At 66.1% G+C, this 21481-nt stretch carries 23 protein-coding genes; 19 read left to right on the forward strand and 4 right to left on the reverse strand.

Annotated elements, in window-relative coordinates; genetic code table 11:
* Positions 1-28: 28 nt before the first annotated feature.
* Genes VOI27_RS10115 through VOI27_RS10150 form a run of 8 tightly spaced genes read left to right on the forward strand, consistent with a single transcriptional unit; the run spans position 29 to position 6243 of the window.
* Positions 29-415, forward strand: a complete 387-nt coding sequence (locus VOI27_RS10115) for a flagellar basal body rod protein FlgB (protein ID WP_323765216.1) — start codon at positions 29-31, stop codon at positions 413-415.
* Positions 416-425: 10 nt separating this feature from the next.
* Positions 426-836 (forward strand): flagellar basal body rod protein FlgC, encoded by a 411-nt coding sequence (flgC, locus tag VOI27_RS10120; protein WP_323765217.1) that lies wholly within the window; start codon positions 426-428, stop codon positions 834-836.
* A 12-nt stretch (positions 837-848) separates the two neighbouring features.
* Positions 849-1163: a flagellar hook-basal body complex protein FliE gene (locus tag VOI27_RS10125; protein ID WP_323765218.1), complete on the forward strand. Its 315-nt coding sequence runs from the start codon at positions 849-851 to the stop codon at positions 1161-1163.
* Between the two features lie 12 nt (positions 1164-1175).
* Complete coding sequence (locus VOI27_RS10130) at positions 1176-1445, forward strand: flagellar biosynthetic protein FliQ (RefSeq protein WP_323765219.1); 270 nt, start codon at positions 1176-1178, stop codon at positions 1443-1445.
* On the forward strand, positions 1445-2248 hold the full coding sequence (locus tag VOI27_RS10135; RefSeq protein ID WP_323765220.1) for a lytic transglycosylase domain-containing protein: 804 nt from the start codon (positions 1445-1447) through the stop codon (positions 2246-2248). The genes VOI27_RS10130 and VOI27_RS10135 overlap by 1 nt, the downstream gene beginning before the upstream one ends.
* The gene (gene flhA / locus VOI27_RS10140) at positions 2248-4344 is read left to right on the forward strand and encodes a flagellar biosynthesis protein FlhA (RefSeq protein WP_323765221.1); all 2097 of its coding nucleotides are present in this window, start codon (positions 2248-2250) and stop codon (positions 4342-4344) included. Before VOI27_RS10135 ends, flhA begins: the two co-directional genes overlap by 1 nt.
* A 1-nt stretch (position 4345) precedes the next feature.
* Positions 4346-5101 (forward strand): flagellar biosynthetic protein FliR, encoded by a 756-nt coding sequence (locus VOI27_RS10145; RefSeq protein ID WP_323765222.1) that lies wholly within the window; start codon positions 4346-4348, stop codon positions 5099-5101.
* 14 nt (positions 5102-5115) lie between these two features.
* The gene (locus tag VOI27_RS10150) at positions 5116-6243 is read left to right on the forward strand and encodes a flagellar type III secretion system protein FlhB (protein WP_323765223.1); all 1128 of its coding nucleotides are present in this window, start codon (positions 5116-5118) and stop codon (positions 6241-6243) included.
* Here VOI27_RS10150 and VOI27_RS10155 read toward each other — a convergent pair.
* Positions 6240-7037, reverse strand: a complete 798-nt coding sequence (locus VOI27_RS10155; RefSeq protein WP_323765224.1) for an alpha/beta hydrolase — start codon at positions 7035-7037, stop codon at positions 6240-6242. The genes VOI27_RS10150 and VOI27_RS10155 overlap by 4 nt on opposite strands.
* Before the next feature lie 165 nt (positions 7038-7202).
* Here VOI27_RS10155 and VOI27_RS10160 point away from each other — a divergent pair, with 165 nt between their 5' ends.
* The 10 genes from VOI27_RS10160 (at position 7203) to VOI27_RS10205 (ending at position 17758) form a co-directional block, all read left to right on the forward strand.
* Positions 7203-8339, forward strand: a complete 1137-nt coding sequence (locus VOI27_RS10160; protein ID WP_323765225.1) for an ABC transporter substrate-binding protein — start codon at positions 7203-7205, stop codon at positions 8337-8339.
* Between the two features lie 45 nt (positions 8340-8384).
* Positions 8385-9302: a branched-chain amino acid ABC transporter permease gene (locus VOI27_RS10165; RefSeq protein ID WP_323765226.1), complete on the forward strand. Its 918-nt coding sequence runs from the start codon at positions 8385-8387 to the stop codon at positions 9300-9302.
* A gap of 1 nt (position 9303) precedes the next feature.
* On the forward strand, positions 9304-10287 hold the full coding sequence (locus tag VOI27_RS10170; RefSeq protein ID WP_323765227.1) for a branched-chain amino acid ABC transporter permease: 984 nt from the start codon (positions 9304-9306) through the stop codon (positions 10285-10287).
* Positions 10280-11038, forward strand: a complete 759-nt coding sequence (locus tag VOI27_RS10175) for an ABC transporter ATP-binding protein (RefSeq protein WP_323765228.1) — start codon at positions 10280-10282, stop codon at positions 11036-11038. The genes VOI27_RS10170 and VOI27_RS10175 overlap by 8 nt, the downstream gene beginning before the upstream one ends.
* Positions 11035-11724, forward strand: a complete 690-nt coding sequence (locus VOI27_RS10180) for an ABC transporter ATP-binding protein (RefSeq protein WP_323765229.1) — start codon at positions 11035-11037, stop codon at positions 11722-11724. The genes VOI27_RS10175 and VOI27_RS10180 overlap by 4 nt, the downstream gene beginning before the upstream one ends.
* 63 nt (positions 11725-11787) lie before the next feature.
* Positions 11788-13014 (forward strand): glutathionylspermidine synthase family protein, encoded by a 1227-nt coding sequence (locus tag VOI27_RS10185; RefSeq protein ID WP_323765230.1) that lies wholly within the window; start codon positions 11788-11790, stop codon positions 13012-13014.
* Between the two features lie 37 nt (positions 13015-13051).
* Positions 13052-13633, forward strand: coding sequence for a DUF1190 domain-containing protein (locus VOI27_RS10190; protein WP_323765231.1), 582 nt, complete (start codon positions 13052-13054; stop codon positions 13631-13633).
* 591 nt (positions 13634-14224) lie between these two features.
* Positions 14225-15427 (forward strand): plasmid partitioning protein RepA, encoded by a 1203-nt coding sequence (repA, locus tag VOI27_RS10195; RefSeq protein ID WP_323765232.1) that lies wholly within the window; start codon positions 14225-14227, stop codon positions 15425-15427.
* Complete coding sequence (gene repB / locus VOI27_RS10200; RefSeq protein ID WP_323765233.1) at positions 15417-16388, forward strand: plasmid partitioning protein RepB; 972 nt, start codon at positions 15417-15419, stop codon at positions 16386-16388. Before repA ends, repB begins: the two co-directional genes overlap by 11 nt.
* 215 nt (positions 16389-16603) lie before the next feature.
* A complete protein-coding gene (locus VOI27_RS10205) occupies positions 16604-17758 on the forward strand; it encodes a helix-turn-helix domain-containing protein (RefSeq protein ID WP_323765234.1) in 1155 nt (384 codons plus the stop codon).
* 31 nt (positions 17759-17789) lie between these two features.
* Here the strand turns inward: VOI27_RS10205 and VOI27_RS10210 are convergent, their stop codons facing one another.
* The 3 genes from VOI27_RS10210 to VOI27_RS10220 form a co-directional block, all read right to left on the reverse strand.
* Positions 17790-18080, reverse strand: a complete 291-nt coding sequence (locus VOI27_RS10210; protein ID WP_323765235.1) for a hypothetical protein — start codon at positions 18078-18080, stop codon at positions 17790-17792.
* Positions 18081-18327: 247 nt separating this feature from the next.
* Positions 18328-18795 (reverse strand): NUDIX hydrolase, encoded by a 468-nt coding sequence (locus tag VOI27_RS10215; protein ID WP_323765236.1) that lies wholly within the window; start codon positions 18793-18795, stop codon positions 18328-18330.
* A complete protein-coding gene (locus VOI27_RS10220) occupies positions 18792-20453 on the reverse strand; it encodes a Na/Pi cotransporter family protein (RefSeq protein WP_323765237.1) in 1662 nt (553 codons plus the stop codon). The genes VOI27_RS10215 and VOI27_RS10220 overlap by 4 nt, the downstream gene beginning before the upstream one ends.
* A gap of 170 nt (positions 20454-20623) precedes the next feature.
* On the opposite strand from VOI27_RS10220, the gene VOI27_RS10225 reads away from it, so the two are divergent.
* On the forward strand, positions 20624-21439 hold the full coding sequence (locus VOI27_RS10225) for a DeoR/GlpR family DNA-binding transcription regulator (protein ID WP_323765238.1): 816 nt from the start codon (positions 20624-20626) through the stop codon (positions 21437-21439).
* Positions 21440-21481 lie beyond the last annotated feature (42 nt).

The following is a 21481-nucleotide window of genomic DNA, read 5'->3' on the forward strand; positions in this document are numbered from 1 at the left end:
AAAGGAATTGTTGATGAAGCTGTCCGGAATGTCCTTTTTTCAACTCGCCTCTCAGCGGATGAGCTGGCTCGGCGCGCGGCAGGCGGTGATCTCGGAGAACATCGCCAATGCCGACACGCCGAATTATCGCGCCAAGGAAATCAGTGGGTTCGACCGGATGGTGCAGGCCCGCACCCCGACCCAGGGGCTGGCGGTGACCGATGCGCAGCACATCCGGACCACCGCCAGCACCCCCGACGGCGTCCGGGTCGAGACTGACGACGCCGCCTGGGAAAGCGCGCTCGACGGCAACAATGTCGTGCTCGAGCAGCAGACCATCAAGTCGGCTGAAGTGGCGGGCAACTATCGCCTGGCCGCGGAACTGTATCGCAAAGGCCACGATCTTCTGACCGTCGCCGTCACCGGCATCCGGTAGGAGACCCGCCATGGACCTTCTGAAATCCATCCTGACGGTCGCGGCCAGCGGCATGCAGGCCCAGGGCGAGCGGCTCAAGGTCGTCTCGGAAAACGTCGCCAATGCCAATTCCACCGGCGCCGCGCCGGGCGCGGACCCCTACCGCCGCAAGACCATCACCTTTCAGGAGATGCTCGACCGCGACGCCGGCACCTCTGGTGTCGCCGTGGCCGAGATCGGCCGCGACACCACCGAATTCCAGCTCCGCTACGATCCCGCGCATCCGGCGGCCGATACCGACGGGTTCGTCAAGGTGTCGAACGTCAATACCATTATCGAAATGGCCAACATGCGCGAGGCGTCGCGCAGCTATCAGGCCAACCTCAACATGTTCGAGACCGGCCGCAGCATGCGGTCGCAGCTTCTCGACCTTCTCAAATAAGGCGAGGCCCTCATGGCAGACCCCACGACACTGACCTCCATCAACGCCGCCTCCGGCGCCTATCGCAATGCCCGTGACATGGCGGGCGAAAGCACCGGTGCGACCGAGGGCACCGGCTTTGCCGAGATGCTGGCGCAATCGGGCCGCGACACGGTCACTGCGATCCGCGAAGCCGAGGCAGCGGCGGTCTCCGGCCTGCACGGCGGCACCGACACCCAGGCGGTGGTCGAGGCGACGCTCGAGCTGGAAACGACGGTGCAGATGGCGGTCTCGGTCCGCGACAAGCTGGTCGAAGCCTACAAGCAAATCCTGAACATGCCCGTCTGATCGCCGCGCGCCATGACCGAGGCCGATGTCCACACCCTGCTCTCAGACGCCTTTCTGGCCGTGCTCTATGGCTCGGGCCCGATCATGGCGATCGCGCTGGTGGTCGGTCTGGTCATCGCCTTCTTCCAGGCGCTGACCCAGGTGCAGGAAATGACGCTGACCTTCGTGCCCAAGATCGTGGCGATCTTCGTCGGCCTGCTGATCTTTACCCCGTTCATGTATGCCATGGTCAAGCGGCTGTCGGACCGGGCCTTTGACCTGATCGTCAGCGGAGGCATCTGATGCGCCGGATTACGGCCCTGCTGCTTGCCCTGCTCTGCGCCGCCCCGGTGGCACGCGCCGACTGGTCGAGCTTTTACACGCCCACCACCACCGCGGCCCCTGCCCCGCTGCAGCCCGAGGCCCGCCGGCCGGCGCCCGCGGGCGTCTGCATCCGCGAGATCCTCAAGGCGCAGCTGCGACACAACATCCCCGGCAACCTGCTGCTCGGCATCGGGTTGCAGGAGGCCGGCATGATGCATCAGGGCGAGCTGACAGTCTGGCCCTGGGTGGCCAATGCCGATGGCGACGGGCGGTTCTTTGACAGCCCCGGCACCGCCGCCAGCTGGGTGCGGGCGCGCCAGGCCGCCGGGGTGATCTCGATCGATGTGGGCTGCATGCAGATCAACCTGCGCTGGCATCCCGAGGCCTTTGCCAGCCTCGACCAGGCACTCGACCCGGCGCAGAACGTCGATTACGCCGCCCGCCTGCTGGTCCGGCTCTACGAACAGGCCGGCGACTGGACCGAGGCCGCCGGGCGCTATCACTCGACGACCGAGAGCTACAAGACCGCCTATATCGGCCGGCTGCGCCAGAACCTGGCGATTGCCAACGACCGGCTCGAGGTGTTCCGCGACCTCGCCTCGCGCGGGCCGTCCCGCGGGGCCGCCGTCATTCCGGCCCAGACGCGCGGGACGCCCGCGGCCAAGGGGCTGTTCTGGTCGTCCGATCTGTCGCGCAACGCCGAAACCGCCGATGGCGGCCGCAGCCTGTTCGGCCGCGAGCCCCTGCAGGCCGTGCTGCCCGCCTTCGAGAAGATGTTCTGATGGCGCTGACCGATCACCTCCGGCCCGGTCGCGGCGAGGCGATGATGGCGCGCGGCATGGCCAATCGCGACATCGGCTTTGCCGCCGCGGTGGTGCTGATCCTCGCCATGCTCTTCGTGCCGCTGCCGCCGGTGCTGCTCGATCTGGGGCTCGCGATCTCGCTGTCGCTCTCGGTGCTGATCCTGATGGTGGCGCTGTGGATCCCACGGCCGCTGGATTTCAACTCCTTCCCCTCGCTGCTTCTGATGGTGACGATGCTGCGGCTGTCGCTCAACGTCGCCTCGACCCGGCTGATCCTGTCGCAGGGCCATACCGGCAGCGACGCGGCAGGCGGGGTGATCGAGGGCTTCTCGCGATTCATCATCTCCGGCAACTTCGTCATCGGGGTGGTGGTCTTTGCGATCCTCGTGGTGATCAACTTCGTGGTCATCACCAAGGGCTCGACCCGGATTGCCGAAGTTTCGGCGCGGTTCTCGCTCGACTCGATGCCGGGCAAGCAGATGGCGATCGACGCCGATCTCGGGGCCGGCATGATCGACGAGGATCAGGCCCGAGCGCGCCGCAAGGTGCTGGAGGACGAGACCAGCTTCTATGGCGCGATGGATGGTGCGTCAAAATTCGTCCGCGGCGATGCCGTGGCCGGGATCATCATCACCCTGATCAATGTGGTCGGCGGCATCCTGATCGGCGTGGCGCAGCACGACCTCTCGCTCTCCGACGCCGCCGGCGCCTATACCGTGCTGACCATCGGCGACGGGCTGGTCACGCAGGTGCCGGCGCTGATCGTCTCGCTCGCGGCCGGGTTGATCGTCACCAAGGGCGGCACCGAGGGCGCGGCCAACGAGGCGGTTCTGGGCCAGCTGGTGCGCTTCCCCAAGGCGCTCTACATGGCGGCCGCGCTGCTCTTCGGCATCGGACTGCTGCCGGGCTTTCCGGTGCCGGTCTTTGCGGTGCTCTCGGCCGGAATGGCGGCGCTGGGGCTGACCATCGCGCGCAAGGCCGAAGAGGCCCGCCGCAGTGCCGACGCCGCCGATGCCGCACGCGAACGCGCCGAGGCCGCCACGCCCGAGGACAACATCAAGGACACCCTGAGGCTCGACAGCCTGCGGCTCGAGCTGGGACAATCGCTGGTGCCGCTGATCTCGAGCAATGACGCGGCGCTGGCCGGCAAGATCAAGAGCCTGCGCAACCTGTTTGCCCGCGAGTTCGGCTTCGTGTTGCCCTCGGTGCGGATCAAGGACGAGCCGATGCTGCCGGCGCAGACCTATGCGCTGGTGGTGCAGGGCGTCGAGGTGGCGCGCGGCGAGGTGCGGCCCAACGGGCTGATGGTGGTCAACCCCGGCGACTGCGGCCTGCCGGGCGAGCCGGGCCGCGACCCGTCCTTCGGGTTGCAGGCGCTCTGGATCGACCATGCCACCGCGCCGAAGGCCGAGGCGATGGGGCTGACGGTGGTCGACCCCGAAAGCGTCATCATCACCCATCTCACCGAGGTGGTGAAGGAACACTTGCCAGAGTTGATGACCTTTGGCGCCGCGCAGGAACTGGTGGGCGGGCTTGACCGCGACTACCAGAAGCTCGCCAACGAAGTGACGCCCAACGCGCCGCTGGTGCTGATCCAGCAGGTGCTTCAGGGGCTCCTGGCCGAGCGGGTCTCGATCCGCAACCTGCCGCTGATCGTCGAGGCGATTGCCGATGCGCGGCGCTCGACCTCGAACGTGGCGCAGATCACCGAGGCGGTGCGCCGCCGGCTGGCCAACCAGATCTGCAAGTCGCTGATCGATAGCAACGGCTTCATCTCGGTCATCACCATGGCGCCCCATTGGGAAAAGGAATTTCTCGAGGCGCTGCGGGTCAACGGCGAAGAGCGCAATTTCGTCATGTCGCCGCAACGGGTGCAGGAATTCGTGCTGCAGGCCCGCCGCGAAATCCAGAAATACGCCGAGCAGGACCAATGGCCGGCGCTTCTGGTCTCGCCGGAGGTGCGCAGCTATGCCCGCTCGATGCTCGAACGGGTCAGCCCGATGACGGTGGTGCTGTCGCACAATGAAATCCACCGCAAGGCGTCGCTGCGCACGGTCGCGACCATCGGGCAATAGGGTGGATCTCTCGGCCTTCCTGACCGGTCAGTTCATGGGGGTCGCGCTGGTCTTTGCCCGCATCGGCGGGGTGATGATGTACATGCCTGCTCTGGGCGAGGCCTTCGTTCCGGTCCGTCACCGGGTGGCCTTTGCCCTGCTGCTGTCGCTGGCGCTCTACCCCTCGCTGCCGGTCGGGCCGCAAAGCCTTGACGCGCCGGCCCTGCTGGTGGCCGCGCTGGGGATCGAGCTGACGCTGGGCGTCTGGATCGGCATGACCGCCCGCATCCTGCTGGGCGCGCTGCAGTTCGCCGGCTTTCAGATCGGCATGATCATCGGCCTGTCGAACGCCTTCTCGCCCGACATCGGCTCGTTCCAGGGCTCGACGCTGATCTCGACCGGGCTGATGCTGGCCGGGGTGGCGGTGATTTTTGCGCTCGACCTGCATCACGTCATCATCGGCGCGCTGGTGATGAGCTACGAGGTGTTTCCGCCCGGGTTGATGATGGCCGGCGATCTGGCGCAGCAGATCGTCCGCGCGGTGGCGCAGAGCTTCTACATCGGGCTGTCGGTGGCGGCGCCGTTCTTTGTGATGGGGCTGTTGATCAACCTCGGGATGGGGCTGGCGGCGCGGATGATGCCGACGCTGCCGGTGTTCTTTGTCGCCGCGCCGATGCTGATCGCCGCCGGCCTGCTGCTCTTGGGGGTTGCGGCGCCTCTGATGCTGCGCGAATGGGCTGAACGCTTTGCCGACTGGCTCGGCCTGCTGGTGTTCTGAGGGAGGTCTGATCGATGGCCGACGACGAAGACAAGGACAACAAGACCGAGGAGCCGTCAGAGCGCAAGATGCGCAAGGCGCGCGACAAGGGCGACGTCGCCTCCTCCAGGGAAGGCGGCACCGCGATGGCGATGCTGTCGCTCTTTGCGATCACCGTCTTCGTGCTGCCAAACACCGCCGGGCCACTCTCGGGCCTGTTGCGCGGGGTGTACGAGACCGCCGGGCAGATCGATGTCGGCACCGATCTTGCCGGCCTGCGCGATCTGGGCGGCGTCACCCGCGAACTGATGCGCGGCGTGGCGCTGCTGCTGGCGCCGCTGGTGCTGCTGATGGTACTGGGCGCTCTGGCCGGGGCAGCGCTGTCGGGCGAGGTGGTGGTGGCGCTCGAGCGGCTCAAGCCGAAATGGTCCAAGATCTCGCCCTTGGCCGGGATCAAGCGGCTGGTTTCGGCCGGGGCAATGGTGGAATTTGGCAAGAGCGTCACCAAGGTGATGCTGGTCGGCGCCATCGCCGGGGTGGTCACCTGGCAGGCGGTGGGGCAGATCTGGATGGCGCAGGGGCTGCTGCCCGAGGCGCTGGCCGATTTCGCCCGCGCGGCGGCGGCGCGGATGCTGCTCTATACGCTGGTGCTGATCACCGTGATCGCCATCGCCGACATCCTGTGGAAGCGGTTCGATCACCGGCGCAAGCAGCGGATGTCGATGAAGGAGCTGCGCGACGAGCACAAGGACACCGAAGGCGACCCGCTGATCCGCGCCAAGCGTATGGGGCTGCGCCGCGAACGCGCGCGCCAGCGGCTGGCCACCGCAGTGCCACGCGCCACGGTGATCCTCACCAACCCGACGCATTACGCCGTGGCGCTGAAATACGAAAGCGGCCGCGACGTGGCGCCGATCTGCCTGGCCAAGGGCACCGACCTCGTCGCCGCGCGGATTCGCAGCCTGGCCGCCGAGGCAGAGATCCCGGTGATCGAGAACCGCCCCCTCGCCCGCGCCCTGCATGACGTCGCCGAGATCGACCGCGAGATCCCGGTCGAGCACTGGGAGGCGGTCGCGGCGATCATCGGTTACGTGATGGAGCTGAAGAAGGACAAGCGCCGCGCGCCGCCGGTAGGCTCGCGCCTGCGCGACCCCGAGAGCTAGCCCAGCAGCGTGGTCATCAAGGGGCTGTCAGGGTCTCTCAGCCCGTCGATCACGTCGAAATGGTGCCTTCCGGGCTCGACGACCAAGCTTGCCTGAGAACCCCAGGCCTCGGCCAGAAGGGCGGACTGGCGCAGGAACTCCGGCCGCTCGGCCCCGCCGACCCAGGCGGTGACCGGCACCGGATCGCGCGGGCGCTGCAGCGCCACGCTCTCGGCCAGCGCGCTCTTTTCGGTCAGCTGCAGCACATCGTTGAGCTGCGTCAGGCGCAGCGGCCGCAGGTCATGCAGCCCGCTGATCGAGACCACCCGCGCCAGCCGCGCCCGCACCGCCGGTGCAAGCGCCACGTCGGCGCAGAGCATCCGGGTCACCAGGTGTCCACCGGCGGAGTGGCCGGCGAGATGTATCGGCCCCGCCACCTCTGTGGCCGCTGCGGTGAGCGCGGCGGCGATCTGTGCCGTCATCTCGGGCAGGCGGGCCTTGGGCGCCAGCGTATAGCCCGGCAGTGCCACCGCATAGCCGCGCGCCAGCCCACCGGCGGCCAGATGCGACCAGTCGGACCTGCCGAACGCGCGCCAGAAGCCGCCATGGACAAACACCACGAGGCCCCGCGCCCCGCCCTGCGGCCGAAACAGGTCGAAGGCGCGCCCGGCCGTCATCTCCGACGCTGCGTCGGCATGGGCCGCGCGGAACCGCGCCGCCTGTTGCGCCCAGCGAGCGGGATAGTCCGCCGCGCCGGCGATGTAGGGAGGGTTCGCGAAGGCATCGTCCCAGTCGATCCCGCAGCCACATGTCATCGCTTCCGCCTTTCGCCGCTTTTGTCTTGCCCGCCGCATTGCTACACATCGGCAGCAGGAATTTCACGCCCCCGCGCGCGGGTTTTCGGCCAAGACCCTGTTGGCCGGGCAAAAAGGGCGCTAAAGCTCGGTTCATAACAAGATTTGTCCTCGGGAGGGATACCGATGAAATTCACACAGACCATTCTTGCCGCCGCGCTGGCGACGGCCGCCACCGGTGCCCTGGCCGAGGGCGTCAAGGTCGGCATGATCACCACGCTGTCGGGCGGCGGCGCCGGGCTCGGGATCGACGTGCGCGACGGCTTCATGCTGGCGGTGAACCAGTCCGGGCGTGACGACATCGAGGTCGTCATCGAGGACGACCAGCGCAAGCCCGACGTGGCGGTGCAGCTCTCTGACAAGATGATCCAGTCAGAGAAGGTCGATATCCTCACCGGCATCATCTGGTCGAACCTCGCCATGGCAGTGGTGCCGGGCGCGGTGGCGCAGGGCAAGTTCTACCTCTCGCCCAACGCCGGCCCCTCGGCGCTGGCCGGTCCCGGCTGCAGCCCCGACTATTTCAATGTCGCCTGGCAGAACGACAACCTGCACGAGGCCGCCGGCGCCTATGCCAATGACGCGGGTCATGCCAACAGCTTTCTGCTCGCGCCCAACTATCCGGCCGGCAAGGACGCGCTGACCGGCTACAAACGCACCTTCGAGGGTGCGGTGGCCGACGAGCTCTACACCAAGCTCGGCCAGACCGATTACGCCGCCGAGATCGCCCAGATCCGCGCCAGCGGCGCCGACTCGGTGTATTTCTTCCTGCCCGGCGGAATGGGGATCTCCTTTCTCAAGCAATATGCCGACAGCGGTGTCGACCTGCCGGTGGTGGGCCCGGCCTTCAGCTTTGACCAGGGCATCCTGCAGGCGGTGGGTGACGCAGCGCTCGGCGTCAAGAACACCTCGCAATGGAGCAAGGACCTCGACAATCCGACCAACACCGCCTTTGTCGAGAGCTTCGAGGCCGAATACGGCCGCCTGCCCTCGCTCTATGCCAGCCAAGGGTTCGACACGGCGAACCTGCTGATTTCTGCGATGGAAAAAGCCGACATTTCCGACCGCGAGGCGTTTCGCGCGGCGCTGAAAGAAGCGGATTTCGACAGCACGCGGGGCGATTTCGCCTTTGCCGCCAACAACCATCCGGTGCAGGACATCTATGTCCGAGAGGTCATCAAGGAAGGTGACGTCTATACCAACAAGATCGTCGGGGTCGCGCTGGAAGACCATTCCAACGCCTTCCTCGATGCCTGCAAGATGTAACACCCCCGCCCCGGCCTCAGCGCCGGGGCCTCTTCGCTCGGTCGCATGTCACTGATCCTTCTCATCGAGCAGACCCTGAACGGCCTGCAATTCGGCGTCATGCTGTTTCTCATGGCGGCCGGGCTGACGCTGGTGTTCGGCGTCATGGGGCTGATCAACCTCGCGCATGGCTCGCTCTACATGATCGGCGCCTTCGCGGCGGCGGCGGTGGCGCAGGCCTCGGGCTCCTTCCTGCTGGCGCTGGTGGCAAGCCTGATCTGCGCCGCCTTTGCCGGCGTGCTGATCGAGATGCTGGTGATCCGACGGCTCTACGATCGCGACCACCTTGACCAGGTGCTGGCGACCTTCGCGCTGATCCTGATCTTTTCCGAGGGCACGCGCTGGCTCTTCGGCTCCTTCCCGCTGTTTCTCGACAAGCCCGATTGGCTGTCGGGCACGGTGATGCTGCCCGGCGGCATCGAATATTCGCTCTACCGCCTTGCCATCATCGGCGTCGGGCTCGCGGTGGCGGCGGGGCTGTTCTGGATGATCGCCCGCACCCGCGTCGGCATCCGCATCCGCGCCGGCGAGAACGACCGCGAGATGATCGCGGCGCTCGGGGTCAACATCTCGCGGCTCTATACCTTCGTCTTCGCCCTCGGCGCCGGGCTGGCAGGGTTCGCCGGGGCGCTGGTCGGCACCATCCAGTCGGTGCAGGTCGGCATGGGCGAGCCGGTGCTGATCCTGGCCTTCGTGGTGATCGTGATCGGCGGCATCGGATCGATCAAGGGCGCCTTCGTCGGCGCGCTGCTGGTCGGGCTGACCGAGACGCTGGGCCGCTTCCTGCTGCCAGAGGCCTTCGCCCTGGTCCTCTCGCCCGAGACTGCGCGCGCGGTCGGGGCGTCGCTGGCCTCGATGTCGATCTACATCCTGATGGCCGGGGTGCTGATATTCCGCCCCAAGGGCCTGTTCGGGAGCGTCTGAGATGACACGCGAGACCCTTTTCAACGCGTCCCTGCTGCTGCTGATCCTCGGCGGCGCGCTCTGGGCGCAGCTCTCCGACGAGCCCTTCCTGATCACCCTGACCACCCGCGCGGTGATCTTTGCCATCGCCGGCGTCGGGCTGAACTTTGCCCTCGGGTTCGGCGGGCTGGTGAGCTTTGGCCATGCGGCTTTCTTCGGCCTCGGCGGCTATGTCATGGGGGTGCTGGCCTTTCACGCCCAGACCTACACGCCGCTGACGGACTGGCCGCTGGCGATCCACGGGACGAAATCGATGCCGGTGATCTGGCTGGTGGCCATCGCGCTTTCGGCGCTGCTGGCGCTGGCCATCGGCGCGCTGAGCCTGCGCACCAGCGGGGTCTATTTCATCATGATCACGCTCGCCTTTGCCCAGATGCTCTATTATTTCACCATCTCCTGGGCGGCCTATGGCGGCGAGGACGGTCTGTCGATCTATGTCCGCAACGGCTTTCCCGGGCTCAACACCATGGACCCGATCCAGTTCTTTGCTGTCTGCTTTGCGCTGCTACTGATCGTGCTGGCACTGGTCAGCCTGACGGCGCGATCGGCCTTCGGGCTGGCGCTGGGGGCCGCACGGCAAAGCGAAGCGCGGGTTCAGGCGGTGGGCCAGACGCCCTACCGGCTCTACCTCGTGGCCTTCGTGATCTCGGGCGCGATCACCGGACTGGCCGGCGCGCTCTTTGCCGATCTCAACCGTTTTGTCAGCCCGACGATGTTTTCCTGGCAGACCTCCGGCGAGATCATGGTCTTCGTCATCCTCGGCGGGGTCGGTCGCATCTTCGGCCCGGTCGCCGGCGCGGTGCTGTTCATCCTGCTCGAACACCTGCTGGGCGGGCTCAGTGCCTATTGGCATATCTACCTCGGCGCCATCCTTCTGGGCGTTGTGCTCTTTGCCCGCGGCGGGCTCTACGGGCTGATCGCGGGGCGCGAGGTGGCGCATGACTGAGCCGATCCTCGACATCCGCGGCATCAGCAAGCGGTTCGGCGCGCTGGCGGCCAGTGACGACATCTCGCTCGACCTGCGGCCGGGCGAGATCCATGCGCTGATCGGGCCGAATGGCGCCGGAAAATCGACGCTGATCCAGCAGATCGCCGGCGGGTTGCGCCCCGACAGCGGCGCGGTCTGGTTCGACGGCGAGGATGTGACCGCGCTGTCCACCGCCGCCCGGGCGCGGCGCGGCATGGCGCGGACCTTCCAGATCTCGGCGCTGCCGATGGATTACACCGTGCTGCAGAACGCCGTGCTGGGCGCACTCGGTGCCCGCGGCGGGGTGTTTCGCTTCTTTCGCCCGGTGATGCGCGACGCGGCGCTGCAGGCCCGCGCCCGCGCGGCGCTCGAGGAAGTCGGGCTGGCCGATTTCGAGGCGGTGCGCGCCTCGGAGCTGTCGCATGGCCAGCGCCGACAGCTCGAGGTGGCGGTGGCCTTGACGCTCTCGCCGCGGATCTTCCTGATGGACGAGCCGATGGCGGGGCTTGGCAGCGAAGGCAGCGCACGGCTGACCAGGCTGCTTGGCACCCTGCGCCAGCGCGCGCCGATCCTCTTGGTGGAACATGACATGGACGCCGTCTTTGCCCTCGCCGACCGGATCAGCGTGCTGGTCTATGGCCGGATCATCGCCAGCGGCAGCGTCGAGGAGATCCGGCGCGATCCGCAGGTCCGCCGCGCCTACCTGGGCGAAGAGGCGCCCGCGGCATGAGCCTGTTGCACCTCTCCAACATCTCGGCCTTCTACGGCGCCAGCCAGGCGCTGTTTGACGTGCATCTGAGGCTCGAGCAGGGCCAGGTGCTGGCGCTGATGGGCCGCAACGGCATGGGCAAGTCAACCACCGTCAAGGTGATCTGCCGCCTGTTGCGGCCCCGCGGCGGCACCGCGCTGTTCGCCGGCCAGACCCTTGCAGGTCTGCCGCCCCACAAGGTGGCGCAGCTCGGCATCGGGCTGGTGCCAGAGGGCCGGCGCTGCTTTGCCTCGCTGACGGTGCGGGAAAACCTGGTGGCCGCCGCCCGCCCCGGCCCTTGGGATCTTGCCGAGGTAGCCGGGCTCTTTCCGCGGCTGGCGGAGCGGCGCGACCAGACTGCCGCCTCGCTCTCGGGCGGTGAACAGCAGATGCTGGCAATCGGCCGGGCGCTGATGACCAACCCCCGGCTGCTGATCCTCGACGAAGCGACAGAGGGGCTGGCCCCGGTGGTGCGGCAGGAGATCTGGGCCGCCATCGCCCGGCTCAAGGCCGAGACCGGCCTCGCCATCCTGGTGATCGACAAGTCGCTGCGCGAGCTTTCCGGCGTGGCCGATGCGGCGGTGATCCTCGAAAAGGGCCGCACCGTCTGGCAGGGCGGCTTTGCCGAACTCGACGCCGCGACCACCGAACGCTATCTCGGGGTCTGAGAACCGGCTGGTTGCCGCGGCCGAAACCCACTACACCTCGGCTGAACATCCCGGAGCGGTGCCATGCAAAAGACCCCCCTGCCCGAACGGCCCCATTGGCGCAGCCATGCCGAAGAAGTCGGTTTCACCTTCGCCGACATGCATGGCGAACCCTATTGGGACGAAACCTCGGCCTATGCCTTCTCGCTGGCGCAGATCGAGACCGATCTCGAGGACCCGGCCACCGAACTGCACGGCATGTGCCGCGAAGCGGTGGCGCAGATCATCGACAGCGAAGAGCTGATGGACCGGCTGGCGATCCCCGCCGCGCGCCGCGACCTGGTGGCCGAAAGCTGGCGCCATGGCGACCCCGAGATCTATGGCCGTTTCGACTTTGCCTTTGACGGCACCGGACCCGCCAAGCTGCTGGAATACAACGCCGATACCCCGACCTCGCTTTACGAGAGCGCGGCCTTCCAGTGGCAATGGCTCGAGGATCAGCTGGAGGCCGGCGTGCTGCCGGAGGGCGCCGACCAGTTCAACGGTATCCACGAGGCGCTGGTGGCGCGCTTTGCCGAGGTGTTCGAAAAGGGCAGCGACCTGCATTTCACCGCCGTCGCCGGCAACCCCGAGGACTACGGCACCGTCGAGGCCATGGGCTGGGCCGCGCGCGAGGCGGGACTGGGTGCGCATTACTGCGACCTCGACAAGATCGCGCTGAGCGCCGATGGCCAGTTCCTCGACGACCAGGACCGGCGGATCGCGGTGCTGTTCAAGCTCTACCCTTGGGAAGACCTGCTGCGCGATGACTATGCCGCGCATATCCCGGGCTCCGGCTGCCTGTTTCTGGAACCGGCCTGGAAGGCGCTGCTCTCGAACAAGGGCCTGCTGCCGGTGCTCTGGCAGATGTTCGAGGGCCACCCCAACCTGCTGCCCGCCTTTTTCGAGGCTGATATCGCCGAGGCCATCGCCGGCCGGGGCTCCGCGGCCCCCGCGGTGGCCGAAGCCTTTGCCCGGGTCGAGACGCAGCTGGCCGAGGGCCATGTCAGCAAGCCGATCCTGTCACGCGAGGGCGCCTCGGTGACGATCCGGGAAAACGGCGAGATCACCGAAACGGCACAGAACACCGACTACGCCGAACACCCCAGGGTGATCCAGGCCTATGCCCCCCTGCCCCTGCATGACGGCTTTCGCCCGGTGGTCGGCGCCTGGATCGTCGGACAGAGCTGTGCCGGCATCGGCATCCGCGAGGACCGCTCGCGGATCACTCAGGATTTGTCCCGCTTCAAACCACACTATATTACACCATGAACCGCCCCACCGCCCCCTTGGCAGAAAGACGATTGTCATGACCAAACGCTCGAAACGGGTTGCCATCGCGATTGTCGGCGCTGCCGCCTTTACCCTCGCCGGCTGCGAAGAGGAGAAGGTCGACGCCGCCGCCTATCCCGACCTGCAAAGCTGTCTCGACGATGCCGCGCTCGGCAGCATCTTTCAGGCACAGCAATGCACCGAGGCCTTTGAAGAGGCCGAGACGCTGCATGTCGAGGCCGCACCGCGCTATGACAGCGTCGAGGTCTGCGAAGAGCAGCATGGCGAAGGCGCCTGCGGTTCCGAGGCTCAGGCGACGCAGGGCGGATCCGGCAGCATCTTCATGCCCCTGCTGGCGGGCTACCTGATCGGCAACATGCTGGGCGGGCGTTCCGGGATGTCGGCGGCGCAACCGCTCTACAAGACCTCGGACGGCCGCTTCACCAATGCCGCGGGCTCGAGCACCTTCACCTCCAACAAGGGCGCGGCCAAACTGAGCACCTCGCAGTTCGCCCGACCGGCCTCGACCGTCGGCAAGACGCCGATGACCCGTGCCACCGCCGCCTCCCGGGGGGGCTTCGGCAAGACTGGCGCGGGGCGCACCGGCTTCGGAGGCTAGCGCTGCCTGATTTCCCCTTGATGACAATGGCCGCGCAGGGCGCGTCGCCGGGCGGCGTAACATGGCCGCCCGCGCGGCCCGGACGCACGGCACACCGTGGCTGAACCGGGCCTGTCTCCCCCAGCATCCCCGATTCTGTCGTAGTAACGCTCCTGTGCCTCTGACTAAGGTATTCACGCCTATGCAGGCCTGCAGTGCGATGAATCACCAGTGCGGCAGTCAGGACGGACGGACCTTGGAAACGACGAAGACTGCGTTACTGACCAAGCGCGTGCAGTTGAACAAGGACTAACCCAAGAACAGGGCATACGCGACCTGTGGATAAGGCGAGGGTAAGTTTATTCTTTAAATTCAGCGAATTAGGTTGGATCATCCGCTGTCACGCATGGACAGGACCGCTGTATCTAGTAGAGCGCGCGGACAGCAGCGCAAGAGGCGCATGAACATTTTTCTTGAGTTTCACCCTCTCGCGGGCCATACCTGTAACGCGAAAACAATAGAAAATTCGCCCACCGCGTTCCTGACCATCGCCCCTCATCGGCAACAGAGCAGTAACGCGAAAACGGGCGAGGCGGAAATGGGCAGACCACGATGCACCCTGTGTTGCATGACAAGCTGAAAGCAGACGCCGGCAGGCTGTCCGAGGCGCTTGAACATATGTCGAAACTCTTCCTCGCACCCAAGGAGGAAAAGACCCTGCGCAGCTTCACCACCGCCGAGGTGGGCGAGCTGTTGCGTGTCAGCGACGGCTACCTGCGCAAGGCGCATTTTGACGGCCGTATCCCCGAGGTCGAGCAAGGCCCCGGCAACAAACGCCTTTACTCGGCCGCCAACATACTGGAAATCCGCAATATTCTGGCCCAGAACGCCAAGGACCCCGATCAGTTCCTGCCCGGGCGCAGGCCAGGCGACAAGCTGCAGATCTGGTCCACGGTCAACTTCAAAGGCGGATCGAGCAAGACCACGACGACGGTGACCCTCGGCATGCGGCTGGCGCTGCGCGGCTACCGGGTCTGCCTGGTCGACGCCGATCCGCAGGCCTCGCTGACCACCTTCTTCGGCTATCAGCCCGAGATCGATTTCCGCGAGGGCGGTACGCTCTACGATGCCATCCGCTACAACGACGGCGACACCTCTCGGCAGCCGATCACCGAGGTTTTGCGGCAGACATACTTCCCGAATCTCGACCTGGTGCCCGGGGGAATCATGCTCTCGGAGTTCGAGACCGAGACGCCGACCGCGCTCAGCCGGGGCGAGCAACCGGTGTTCTTCAACCGCATCCGCGACTCCCTGCGGCAGGTCGAAGACGATTACGACATCGTGCTGATCGACTGCCCGCCACAGCTTGGCTATCTCACCATGGCCGCGGTCTGCGCCTCGACCTCACTGCTGATGACCGTCATCCCCGAGCGCGTCGACCTCGCCTCGGCCAGCCAGTTCCTGACAATGGCCTCGGGCATTCTCGAGGTTCTGCACGCCAATGGCGGCATCGGCGCCTACGACAATTTCGCTTATTTGCTGACCCGCTTCGACACTGCGATCAGCACCCAACAGGACCTGGTGGAATGGATCCGGCAGTTGCTCGGCGACAGCGTCATCCGCACGCCCTTTGTCAAATCCTCGGCGGTCAGCGAGGCTGGCTTGTCGCAGAAAACCATCTTCGAGGTCGATCTGGTCGGCTCCAAGAACCGCAAGACCTATGACCGGGCGCTGGAATCGGCGATCGGTTTTTCCAACGACATCGAACAGATGATCCAGGCGGCCTGGGGCCGGGGAGGCAGCGATGAAACGTGATCTTCTGGCCAAGAGCCTGGCGCAGATGGGCTCCAAGGCCCCTGCCCCGACCGAGACACCCCCGAGAGCGGACGAGGCCACGCCCCGTTCGCTCAAAAGCATGTCAGACGTGCTGTCGCAGGTGTCTGCGCAATCGGCGCAGGAAGTGGATGTCTCAGAGATCGCCGATTCCGAGATCGCCGACCGCTTCGACGTGGCGGAGGGGCTCGAGGATCTGATCGAGTCGATCCGCACCTCGGGTCAGCAGTTGCCGGCCCTGCTGCGCTATCGCCGCGGCAGCGGCGCGCGTTACGAGGTGGTCTATGGTCGCCGCCGGATCGCCGCCTGTCGCGTGCTGGGGCTCAAGGTCAAGGCCTACATCAAGGAGATGGACCAGCGTGAGGCGCTGGTCTCGCAGGCGCTGGAAAACTCTGCCCGGCTGGAACGCAGCTTCATCGAACAGGCGATCTTTGCCACCAAGCTCGAGGATCAGGGGTTTACCCGGGCCGAGATCGGCGAGGTTCTCGCGGTCGACAAGGGCACCTTGAGCAAGCTGGTCGGCGTCGCCCGCGACGTGCCGGATGCGGTGATCTACAGCATCGGTGCCGCGCATGACGCCGGCCGCCGGCCGTGGCTCGAGCTGCGGCGGCTGATTAAGTCCGAGGACGCTCTGTCAGCCGAGAAGATCGCTGCGCTGGTGCCCGAAAACGGCAGCCCGGCAGAGAAGCTGGCCGTCACGATCGGCGCCCTGCAGGCGGACCTCGAGAGCGCTCAACGTCCGCCCCAACCCGGCAAATCCGCCCCCCCTGCCCCGCTGTCGCGTGTCAAAGGCGCACCGGTGGGGTTCAAGGCCAAGGGCAAACGGCTAATGATCGAAGTGACCGAGAAAAAGGAACAGGGGTTTATCGGGTTTGTCGAAGACAATCTCGAGACGCTCTACCGGGAGTGGAAGCAACGGGGAACCGAGGAAAAGAAACGGTAACCGATTGATTTCGCGATGGTTGGCCCTGGCCAACCAGACGCAAACAGACAGAAACGAGCAGCAAGGAGGCAGACAGAAGCGCAAAAAGAAACCCCCCGAAGGCGGTGAAGCACTCCAGAGGGTCCCGATTTACTAGCACTCTATTGGTACCCCCAAAAACGAATCGCTGCAACACCGTTTTCGGTGATCGGTACCCTTTTGCCGTCTGAAAATTGATGAATTCCACAAAAGTCACGACGTTCAGCGTCGCGGCACAGGAGACCTGTGCCTTGTCGGGACCGCGCCCCTTCCACGGGATGGGCACAATCGACGCGCAGCCAGGGTTCCAGCCCATCCGGCGGCGCGATCTGATGGCCGCGGTCAACACGCTTGGCCGCGACCTTGGGTTGCGTCCGGCCTCGATCGTGGTGCTTGATGCGCTGCTGAGCTGCCTGCCGTGCAAGGGTCCTGATGGCCGCGATCAACCGATCACCCCCGCGATCCTGCTGACGGTCTTCGCCAGCAACGACACCCTGTGCTACCGCGCCAAGGGGATCACCGACCGCCAGCTGCGCCGGCATCTGGAGCGGCTGGAAGAGGTCGGCTTGCTCCGACGCCGTGACAGCGCCAACGGCAAACGCTTTCCGATCTATCGCGGCGGTCGGGTTGTGGGGGCCTTCGGGCTCGACCTGTCACCGCTTCTGCAGCAGTCGCGGGAGCTTCTTGCCCGCGCGCAGCTGCGCCGGGACGAGGCTGCCGAGCTGCGCGGACTGAAGGCGCATATCCAGCAGCTCAGGTCGGAATGCCTGCGGATCGCTCTGGATGCTGCGGCGCGCGACTTTGTCGAGAGCACCCGCAACCTGATGCGGAGGGCCGGGGCGAGCGTGGCGCAAGCGAAGGCCATCCTGATGAGACTCGCCCGGATGCTGTCCGATGCCGGCAAGGATACGCCGTGCGCCGACGCCGCGCAGACGGCTGATGTGACGCTCGCGAAGACGCTCGGGAGCACTGTGGACTCCCGCGAAACGCCCGCCACTGACGGACGAAACGTCCGGCACAAAGAGCCTGTAAAACCCTATACAAAAAAATCTTTTGCGAACCAGATCGACGACTGGTCACAGCTTTCGACTGTCCCGAAGTTTTTCCCTGAGAAGCCCACATCTGAACACGGGTTCCACGATGTCATCTATGGCTTTGGAAAGATGCTTGGCATTCCTCACAACGCCCTGGCGCGCGCCATCGCCGTGCTGGGCTCTGCCAAGACCCTGCTGTTGCAAGACAGGATTGCCAGGGACATCGTCAAGATTGCGAACCCCGATCAGTATTTTGCTATGGCCTTGCGGCGGGAACAGCCGAGGGTTGGCCATGGCCAACTTTCGGGTCGCTCTTGATGCGCGACAGAAACGGTCCGCCGTCGCACAGTCACCGATTGCCGTCGATCCATTTCGACATCAGTCCGCGGTCGCGGAAGCATTCGTCTGGCACCGCGCGCCGTTTGATCCGCGCCAGTCTTTCGGCAAAGGCCACCTGTTTCGAGCTTGGCCGGTTGTCGCGCTGCGGTGCGACCTTGCTCTGGCTGTCGATCCAGGCGCTGAGCGTGCGACGATCCTGTTGCACCTCCCAGGGCAGGGAGATCTGGTTGCGCGACGCCAGCGATCGGGCATAGGCGATCTGTCTCGGTGTCGCGGGCAGGACTTGGGTCACTCTTTCCATCTTGGTAACTCCTTCGTCGTATGAGAATAGATACATAGAACAAAGAGAGAACGAAATCAAGGGAACCGAAAGCCGCACACGGGTGTGTGATTGCGCTGGCCAAGGATCAGAGCCCTTGGTCAAACCGGCTCGCACAGATTTCTGACACCGGTATCGCGCCACGGTCAGCGCGCCTTGCTTGGTCGCGATAGGGCAGGGGGGAGGCGAAGTTGGCGCCAGAGGTCGGACGGCACCGGTCACCCAGCCCTCAGGCGGCCTTGCGCAATTTCTTGATGGCCGCCAGCAGGTCGGGTTTTTCGGCCAGGCCGGTCAGCAGGTCCGCCAGCTCTTTCTCCGCCACCAGCCCGGCGGCGCGTTTCGGTGCGAACCAATGCCGCTTGCGTTGCGCGCGTTCCTTCCAGCGGCGTTTCAGTTTGCCCACGACCATCGGATAGAGCGTCACCCGGCAGCGCAGGCTGCTGCCGTCCTCGAGCAGCTTGTCGTAGTGATAGGTCCCGAGCGCCCGTTTCGAGATGAAACCGGTGGCGCCGGCCTCTTCCAGCGCTTCGATCTCGGCGGCGCGCCAAGGGGACTTTCCGTCCATCAGCCAGCCCTTGGGCATCACCCAACGACCGCTGTCGCGAGAGGTGACCATCAGCACCCGCAGCTTGCCGGTCTTCTCCCAATGGACGGGCAGGGCGGCGATCTGGTCGGCGGTCCGGCACCGCGGCTTCACCCGGTGCCCCCGATGACCCGCGGCTTGGCCAGCCGGCTGCCCAGCAGGTCGCCGGTCTCCTCGGCGATCGGATAGGCGACAAAGGCCAGCGCGGCGTTGATCTGCTTGAGCAGGCGCAGCACCTCTTGGTGGATGTTGCTGGTCTCGATGCTGGCGGTGGTGCCGGTCTGCAGCCGTTTCAGGTGACGTTCCTGCAGGCGCTGTTCCTCGATGCGGATGCGATCCTTCTCGGCCACCAGCTGCCGCGCGGCCTCGGCATCGCCTGTGGTCAGAACGCCAAGCGCCAGCTGGCCGTTGGTCGCCACCTGGTCGTGGAACTGCTCGATCTCGTCCAGCCCCTCGCGGGAAAAGGTGATCGCCTCATCGGACATCCGCTTGGCCAGCGCCACCAGGTTGACGGCAATCCGGTCGGCGGCATCCTCGAGACTGTTGGCCATTGCCACCAGCTCCAGCGTTTTCTTGTCCTGCGGCGCCTGCAGCGTACTTTCGCGCAGGCGAGAGACATAGATTTTGATCTCGAAATGCATCCGGTCGATCTCGTCCTCGCGCAGCTCGATCATCCGCGCCAGCTCTGGGTCCCAGGTGCGGAACAGCTTGACCACCGGCATCAGGATGGTCTGCACCGTCTCGGCCATGCGCAGCAGTTCGCGCTGGGTGCAGGCCAGCGCCAGCGGCACGTGGTCGAGTGCGCCGGGGTCGAGCGCGCTGACCTGCTCGGGCGTGCTGGCGGAGTGGCGTGGCAGGATCACCCCGGCCAGTCGCACCAGCGGGCCGGTGAGCGGCAAGGCAAGCGCCAGCAGGGCGGCGTTGAGCAGGATGTGCAGGGTCATCGCCTGCTGGCCGGCGGTGGCGCCCAACAGGCCGAGACTCAGCTGGCCCGAGAGCAGCAGCGCCAGCGCCGCAAGCGTCATGCCGCCGCGTGCCATCAGGTTGCCCAGCACCACCAGCCGGGCAGGGCGCTCCTGCGACCAGAGCAGGGCCAGCGGCACCACCGCACCCCCGAGGTTGGCGCCGATCACCAGCGCCGCGGCGACCGGGGCGCCGATCAGCCCGGTGGTGGCAAAAGTGGCAAAGGTCAGCACCGCGGCAATGCTGGAATGCATCGCCCAGGCCAGCAGCGCGCCCAGCACATAGGCGCTGGCCAGGTCGTTCTGAAAATACATGGCGATGCTCTGCACGATCGGGTCGGCCCCGATCGGCACCGTGGCCGCGCGGATCATGCCCAGCGACATCAGCACCAGCGCAAAGCCGATCAGGATCCGCCCGACCTGCTTGGTGCGCCGTCCGCCGGCCTTGAGAAAGGTCACCACGCCGATCAACAGCGCATAGGGCACCACCGCCTGCACGGGCAAGAGCAGCACCTGCGCCATCAGCGCCGAACCCAGATCGGCGCCCAGCAGCAAGGCCAGAGCAGCCGTTGGCGCCAGCATCCCGGAGACCGCGAAACCGGCGCCGATCAGACCCACCGCGGTCGAGCTCTGCAGCACCATCGCCGCCAGCCCGCCGCCGGCTGCGGCCAGCAGGCGCGATCTGGAAAAGCCCTTCAGGCCGCGTTTCAACTCTGGCAGGAACGCCCGTTCCACCCCGGTCCGGATCAACCGCACCGACCACAAGAGCAGCGCCACCGCGGCGGCCAGTTGCGTGGCAAGCGCGATCATGTGGCTGGTCCTCGGTGTGCTGCGTGCTGCTGCATCTCGTCCCGATCAACTGTCTCAACCGTTGGGGTACCGGCAAGTCTCACCACCGGTCCGAGGGCAATGCAACAAAATAATTGCAAAATTGTCGTAAACACCACAATTCTGGGGTGGCAACCGAGTCGGACCAAGAGATGCCCGGAACCAAGACACGCAGGAAACACGCAGAGGGCGGGCGCGACCGGCTGAAGAAATCCGACCGCCGCGGGCAGATCCTGCTCGAGCTCAAGCTGCGACCGCATGTGCGGATCAGCGAGCTGGCGCGCGGCTTCAACGTCTCGACCGAGACGGTGCGCCGCGACCTCGACGCGCTGGCCGAGGACGGGCTGATCGCGCGGGCGCATGGCGGCGCCTCGGCGCCGGCGCAGGGCCATTACCCCGGCCTTGACGAGCGCAGCACGGCGCGGATTGCCGAGCGGGAATGGATCGGCCGCCGCGCCGCCGAACTTGTCACCGACGGCGAGACGGTGATGATCGACAGCGGCTCGACCACCATCCAGCTGGCCCGGGCGCTGGCCTTTCGCGGCACCCGCTGCACGGTGATCACCAATTCGATCCCGGTCGCCATGACCATCGGCCACGGCGCGCCCGACGTGGTGCTGTGCCCCGGTGAATACCTGGCGGCGGAATCGGCGGTTGTCGGCACCGAGACGCTGGAATTCCTGTCGCGTTTCAACGTCGACCGGTGCATGATCGGGGCCTCGGGCCTATCGGAGGAGGGCCCGTCCGAGACCGTGCGCGGCTTTGGTGCCGTAAAACGGATGATGCTGCAGCGTGCCGCCAAGCGGCACCTGCTGATCGACGCAGGCAAGTTCGGCCGCAGGGGGCTGGCCCGGGTGGGGGAGATGGCCGACCTCGATTCCATCGTCGTCGATTGTCGTCCGCAGGGCCGTCTGCTGGCGGCCGTCGATGGCGCCGAGGTGGAGATTGTCGTCGCCGATCCGGAGTGAAGACCAAAACCAACGCGGCGCAAAGCCGCTTTCCATGGGAGG

This window comes from Marinovum sp. (assembly GCF_034669705.1).
In the GTDB taxonomy this organism is placed as follows: domain Bacteria; phylum Pseudomonadota; class Alphaproteobacteria; order Rhodobacterales; family Rhodobacteraceae; genus Marinovum.

Bases quoted from the DNA above. Each gene is read 5' to 3' on its own strand.
- VOI27_RS10170 (WP_323765227.1), top strand. From the start codon at position 9,304: ATGACACGCGAGACCCTTTTCAACGCGTCCCTGCTGCTGCTGATCCTC.
- VOI27_RS10210 (WP_323765235.1), bottom strand. From the start codon at position 18,080: ATGGAAAGAGTGACCCAAGTCCTGCCCGCGACACCGAGACAGATCGCC.
- VOI27_RS10115 (WP_323765216.1), top strand. From the start codon at position 29: ATGTCCTTTTTTCAACTCGCCTCTCAGCGGATGAGCTGGCTCGGCGCG.
- VOI27_RS10180 (WP_323765229.1), top strand. From the start codon at position 11,035: ATGAGCCTGTTGCACCTCTCCAACATCTCGGCCTTCTACGGCGCCAGC.
- VOI27_RS10135 (WP_323765220.1), top strand. From the start codon at position 1,445: ATGCGCCGGATTACGGCCCTGCTGCTTGCCCTGCTCTGCGCCGCCCCG.
- VOI27_RS10155 (WP_323765224.1), bottom strand. From the start codon at position 7,037: ATGACATGTGGCTGCGGGATCGACTGGGACGATGCCTTCGCGAACCCT.
- VOI27_RS10220 (WP_323765237.1), bottom strand. From the start codon at position 20,453: ATGATCGCGCTTGCCACGCAACTGGCCGCCGCGGTGGCGCTGCTCTTG.
- repA (WP_323765232.1), top strand. From the start codon at position 14,225: ATGCACCCTGTGTTGCATGACAAGCTGAAAGCAGACGCCGGCAGGCTG.
- VOI27_RS10125 (WP_323765218.1), top strand. From the start codon at position 849: ATGGCAGACCCCACGACACTGACCTCCATCAACGCCGCCTCCGGCGCC.
- VOI27_RS10190 (WP_323765231.1), top strand. From the start codon at position 13,052: ATGACCAAACGCTCGAAACGGGTTGCCATCGCGATTGTCGGCGCTGCC.
- VOI27_RS10130 (WP_323765219.1), top strand. From the start codon at position 1,176: ATGACCGAGGCCGATGTCCACACCCTGCTCTCAGACGCCTTTCTGGCC.
- VOI27_RS10150 (WP_323765223.1), top strand. From the start codon at position 5,116: ATGGCCGACGACGAAGACAAGGACAACAAGACCGAGGAGCCGTCAGAG.
- repB (WP_323765233.1), top strand. From the start codon at position 15,417: ATGAAACGTGATCTTCTGGCCAAGAGCCTGGCGCAGATGGGCTCCAAG.
- flhA (WP_323765221.1), top strand. From the start codon at position 2,248: ATGGCGCTGACCGATCACCTCCGGCCCGGTCGCGGCGAGGCGATGATG.
- VOI27_RS10160 (WP_323765225.1), top strand. From the start codon at position 7,203: ATGAAATTCACACAGACCATTCTTGCCGCCGCGCTGGCGACGGCCGCC.
- VOI27_RS10175 (WP_323765228.1), top strand. From the start codon at position 10,280: ATGACTGAGCCGATCCTCGACATCCGCGGCATCAGCAAGCGGTTCGGC.
- VOI27_RS10205 (WP_323765234.1), top strand. From the start codon at position 16,604: ATGAATTCCACAAAAGTCACGACGTTCAGCGTCGCGGCACAGGAGACC.
- VOI27_RS10185 (WP_323765230.1), top strand. From the start codon at position 11,788: ATGCAAAAGACCCCCCTGCCCGAACGGCCCCATTGGCGCAGCCATGCC.
- flgC (WP_323765217.1), top strand. From the start codon at position 426: ATGGACCTTCTGAAATCCATCCTGACGGTCGCGGCCAGCGGCATGCAG.
- VOI27_RS10165 (WP_323765226.1), top strand. From the start codon at position 8,385: ATGTCACTGATCCTTCTCATCGAGCAGACCCTGAACGGCCTGCAATTC.
- VOI27_RS10225 (WP_323765238.1), top strand. From the start codon at position 20,624: ATGCCCGGAACCAAGACACGCAGGAAACACGCAGAGGGCGGGCGCGAC.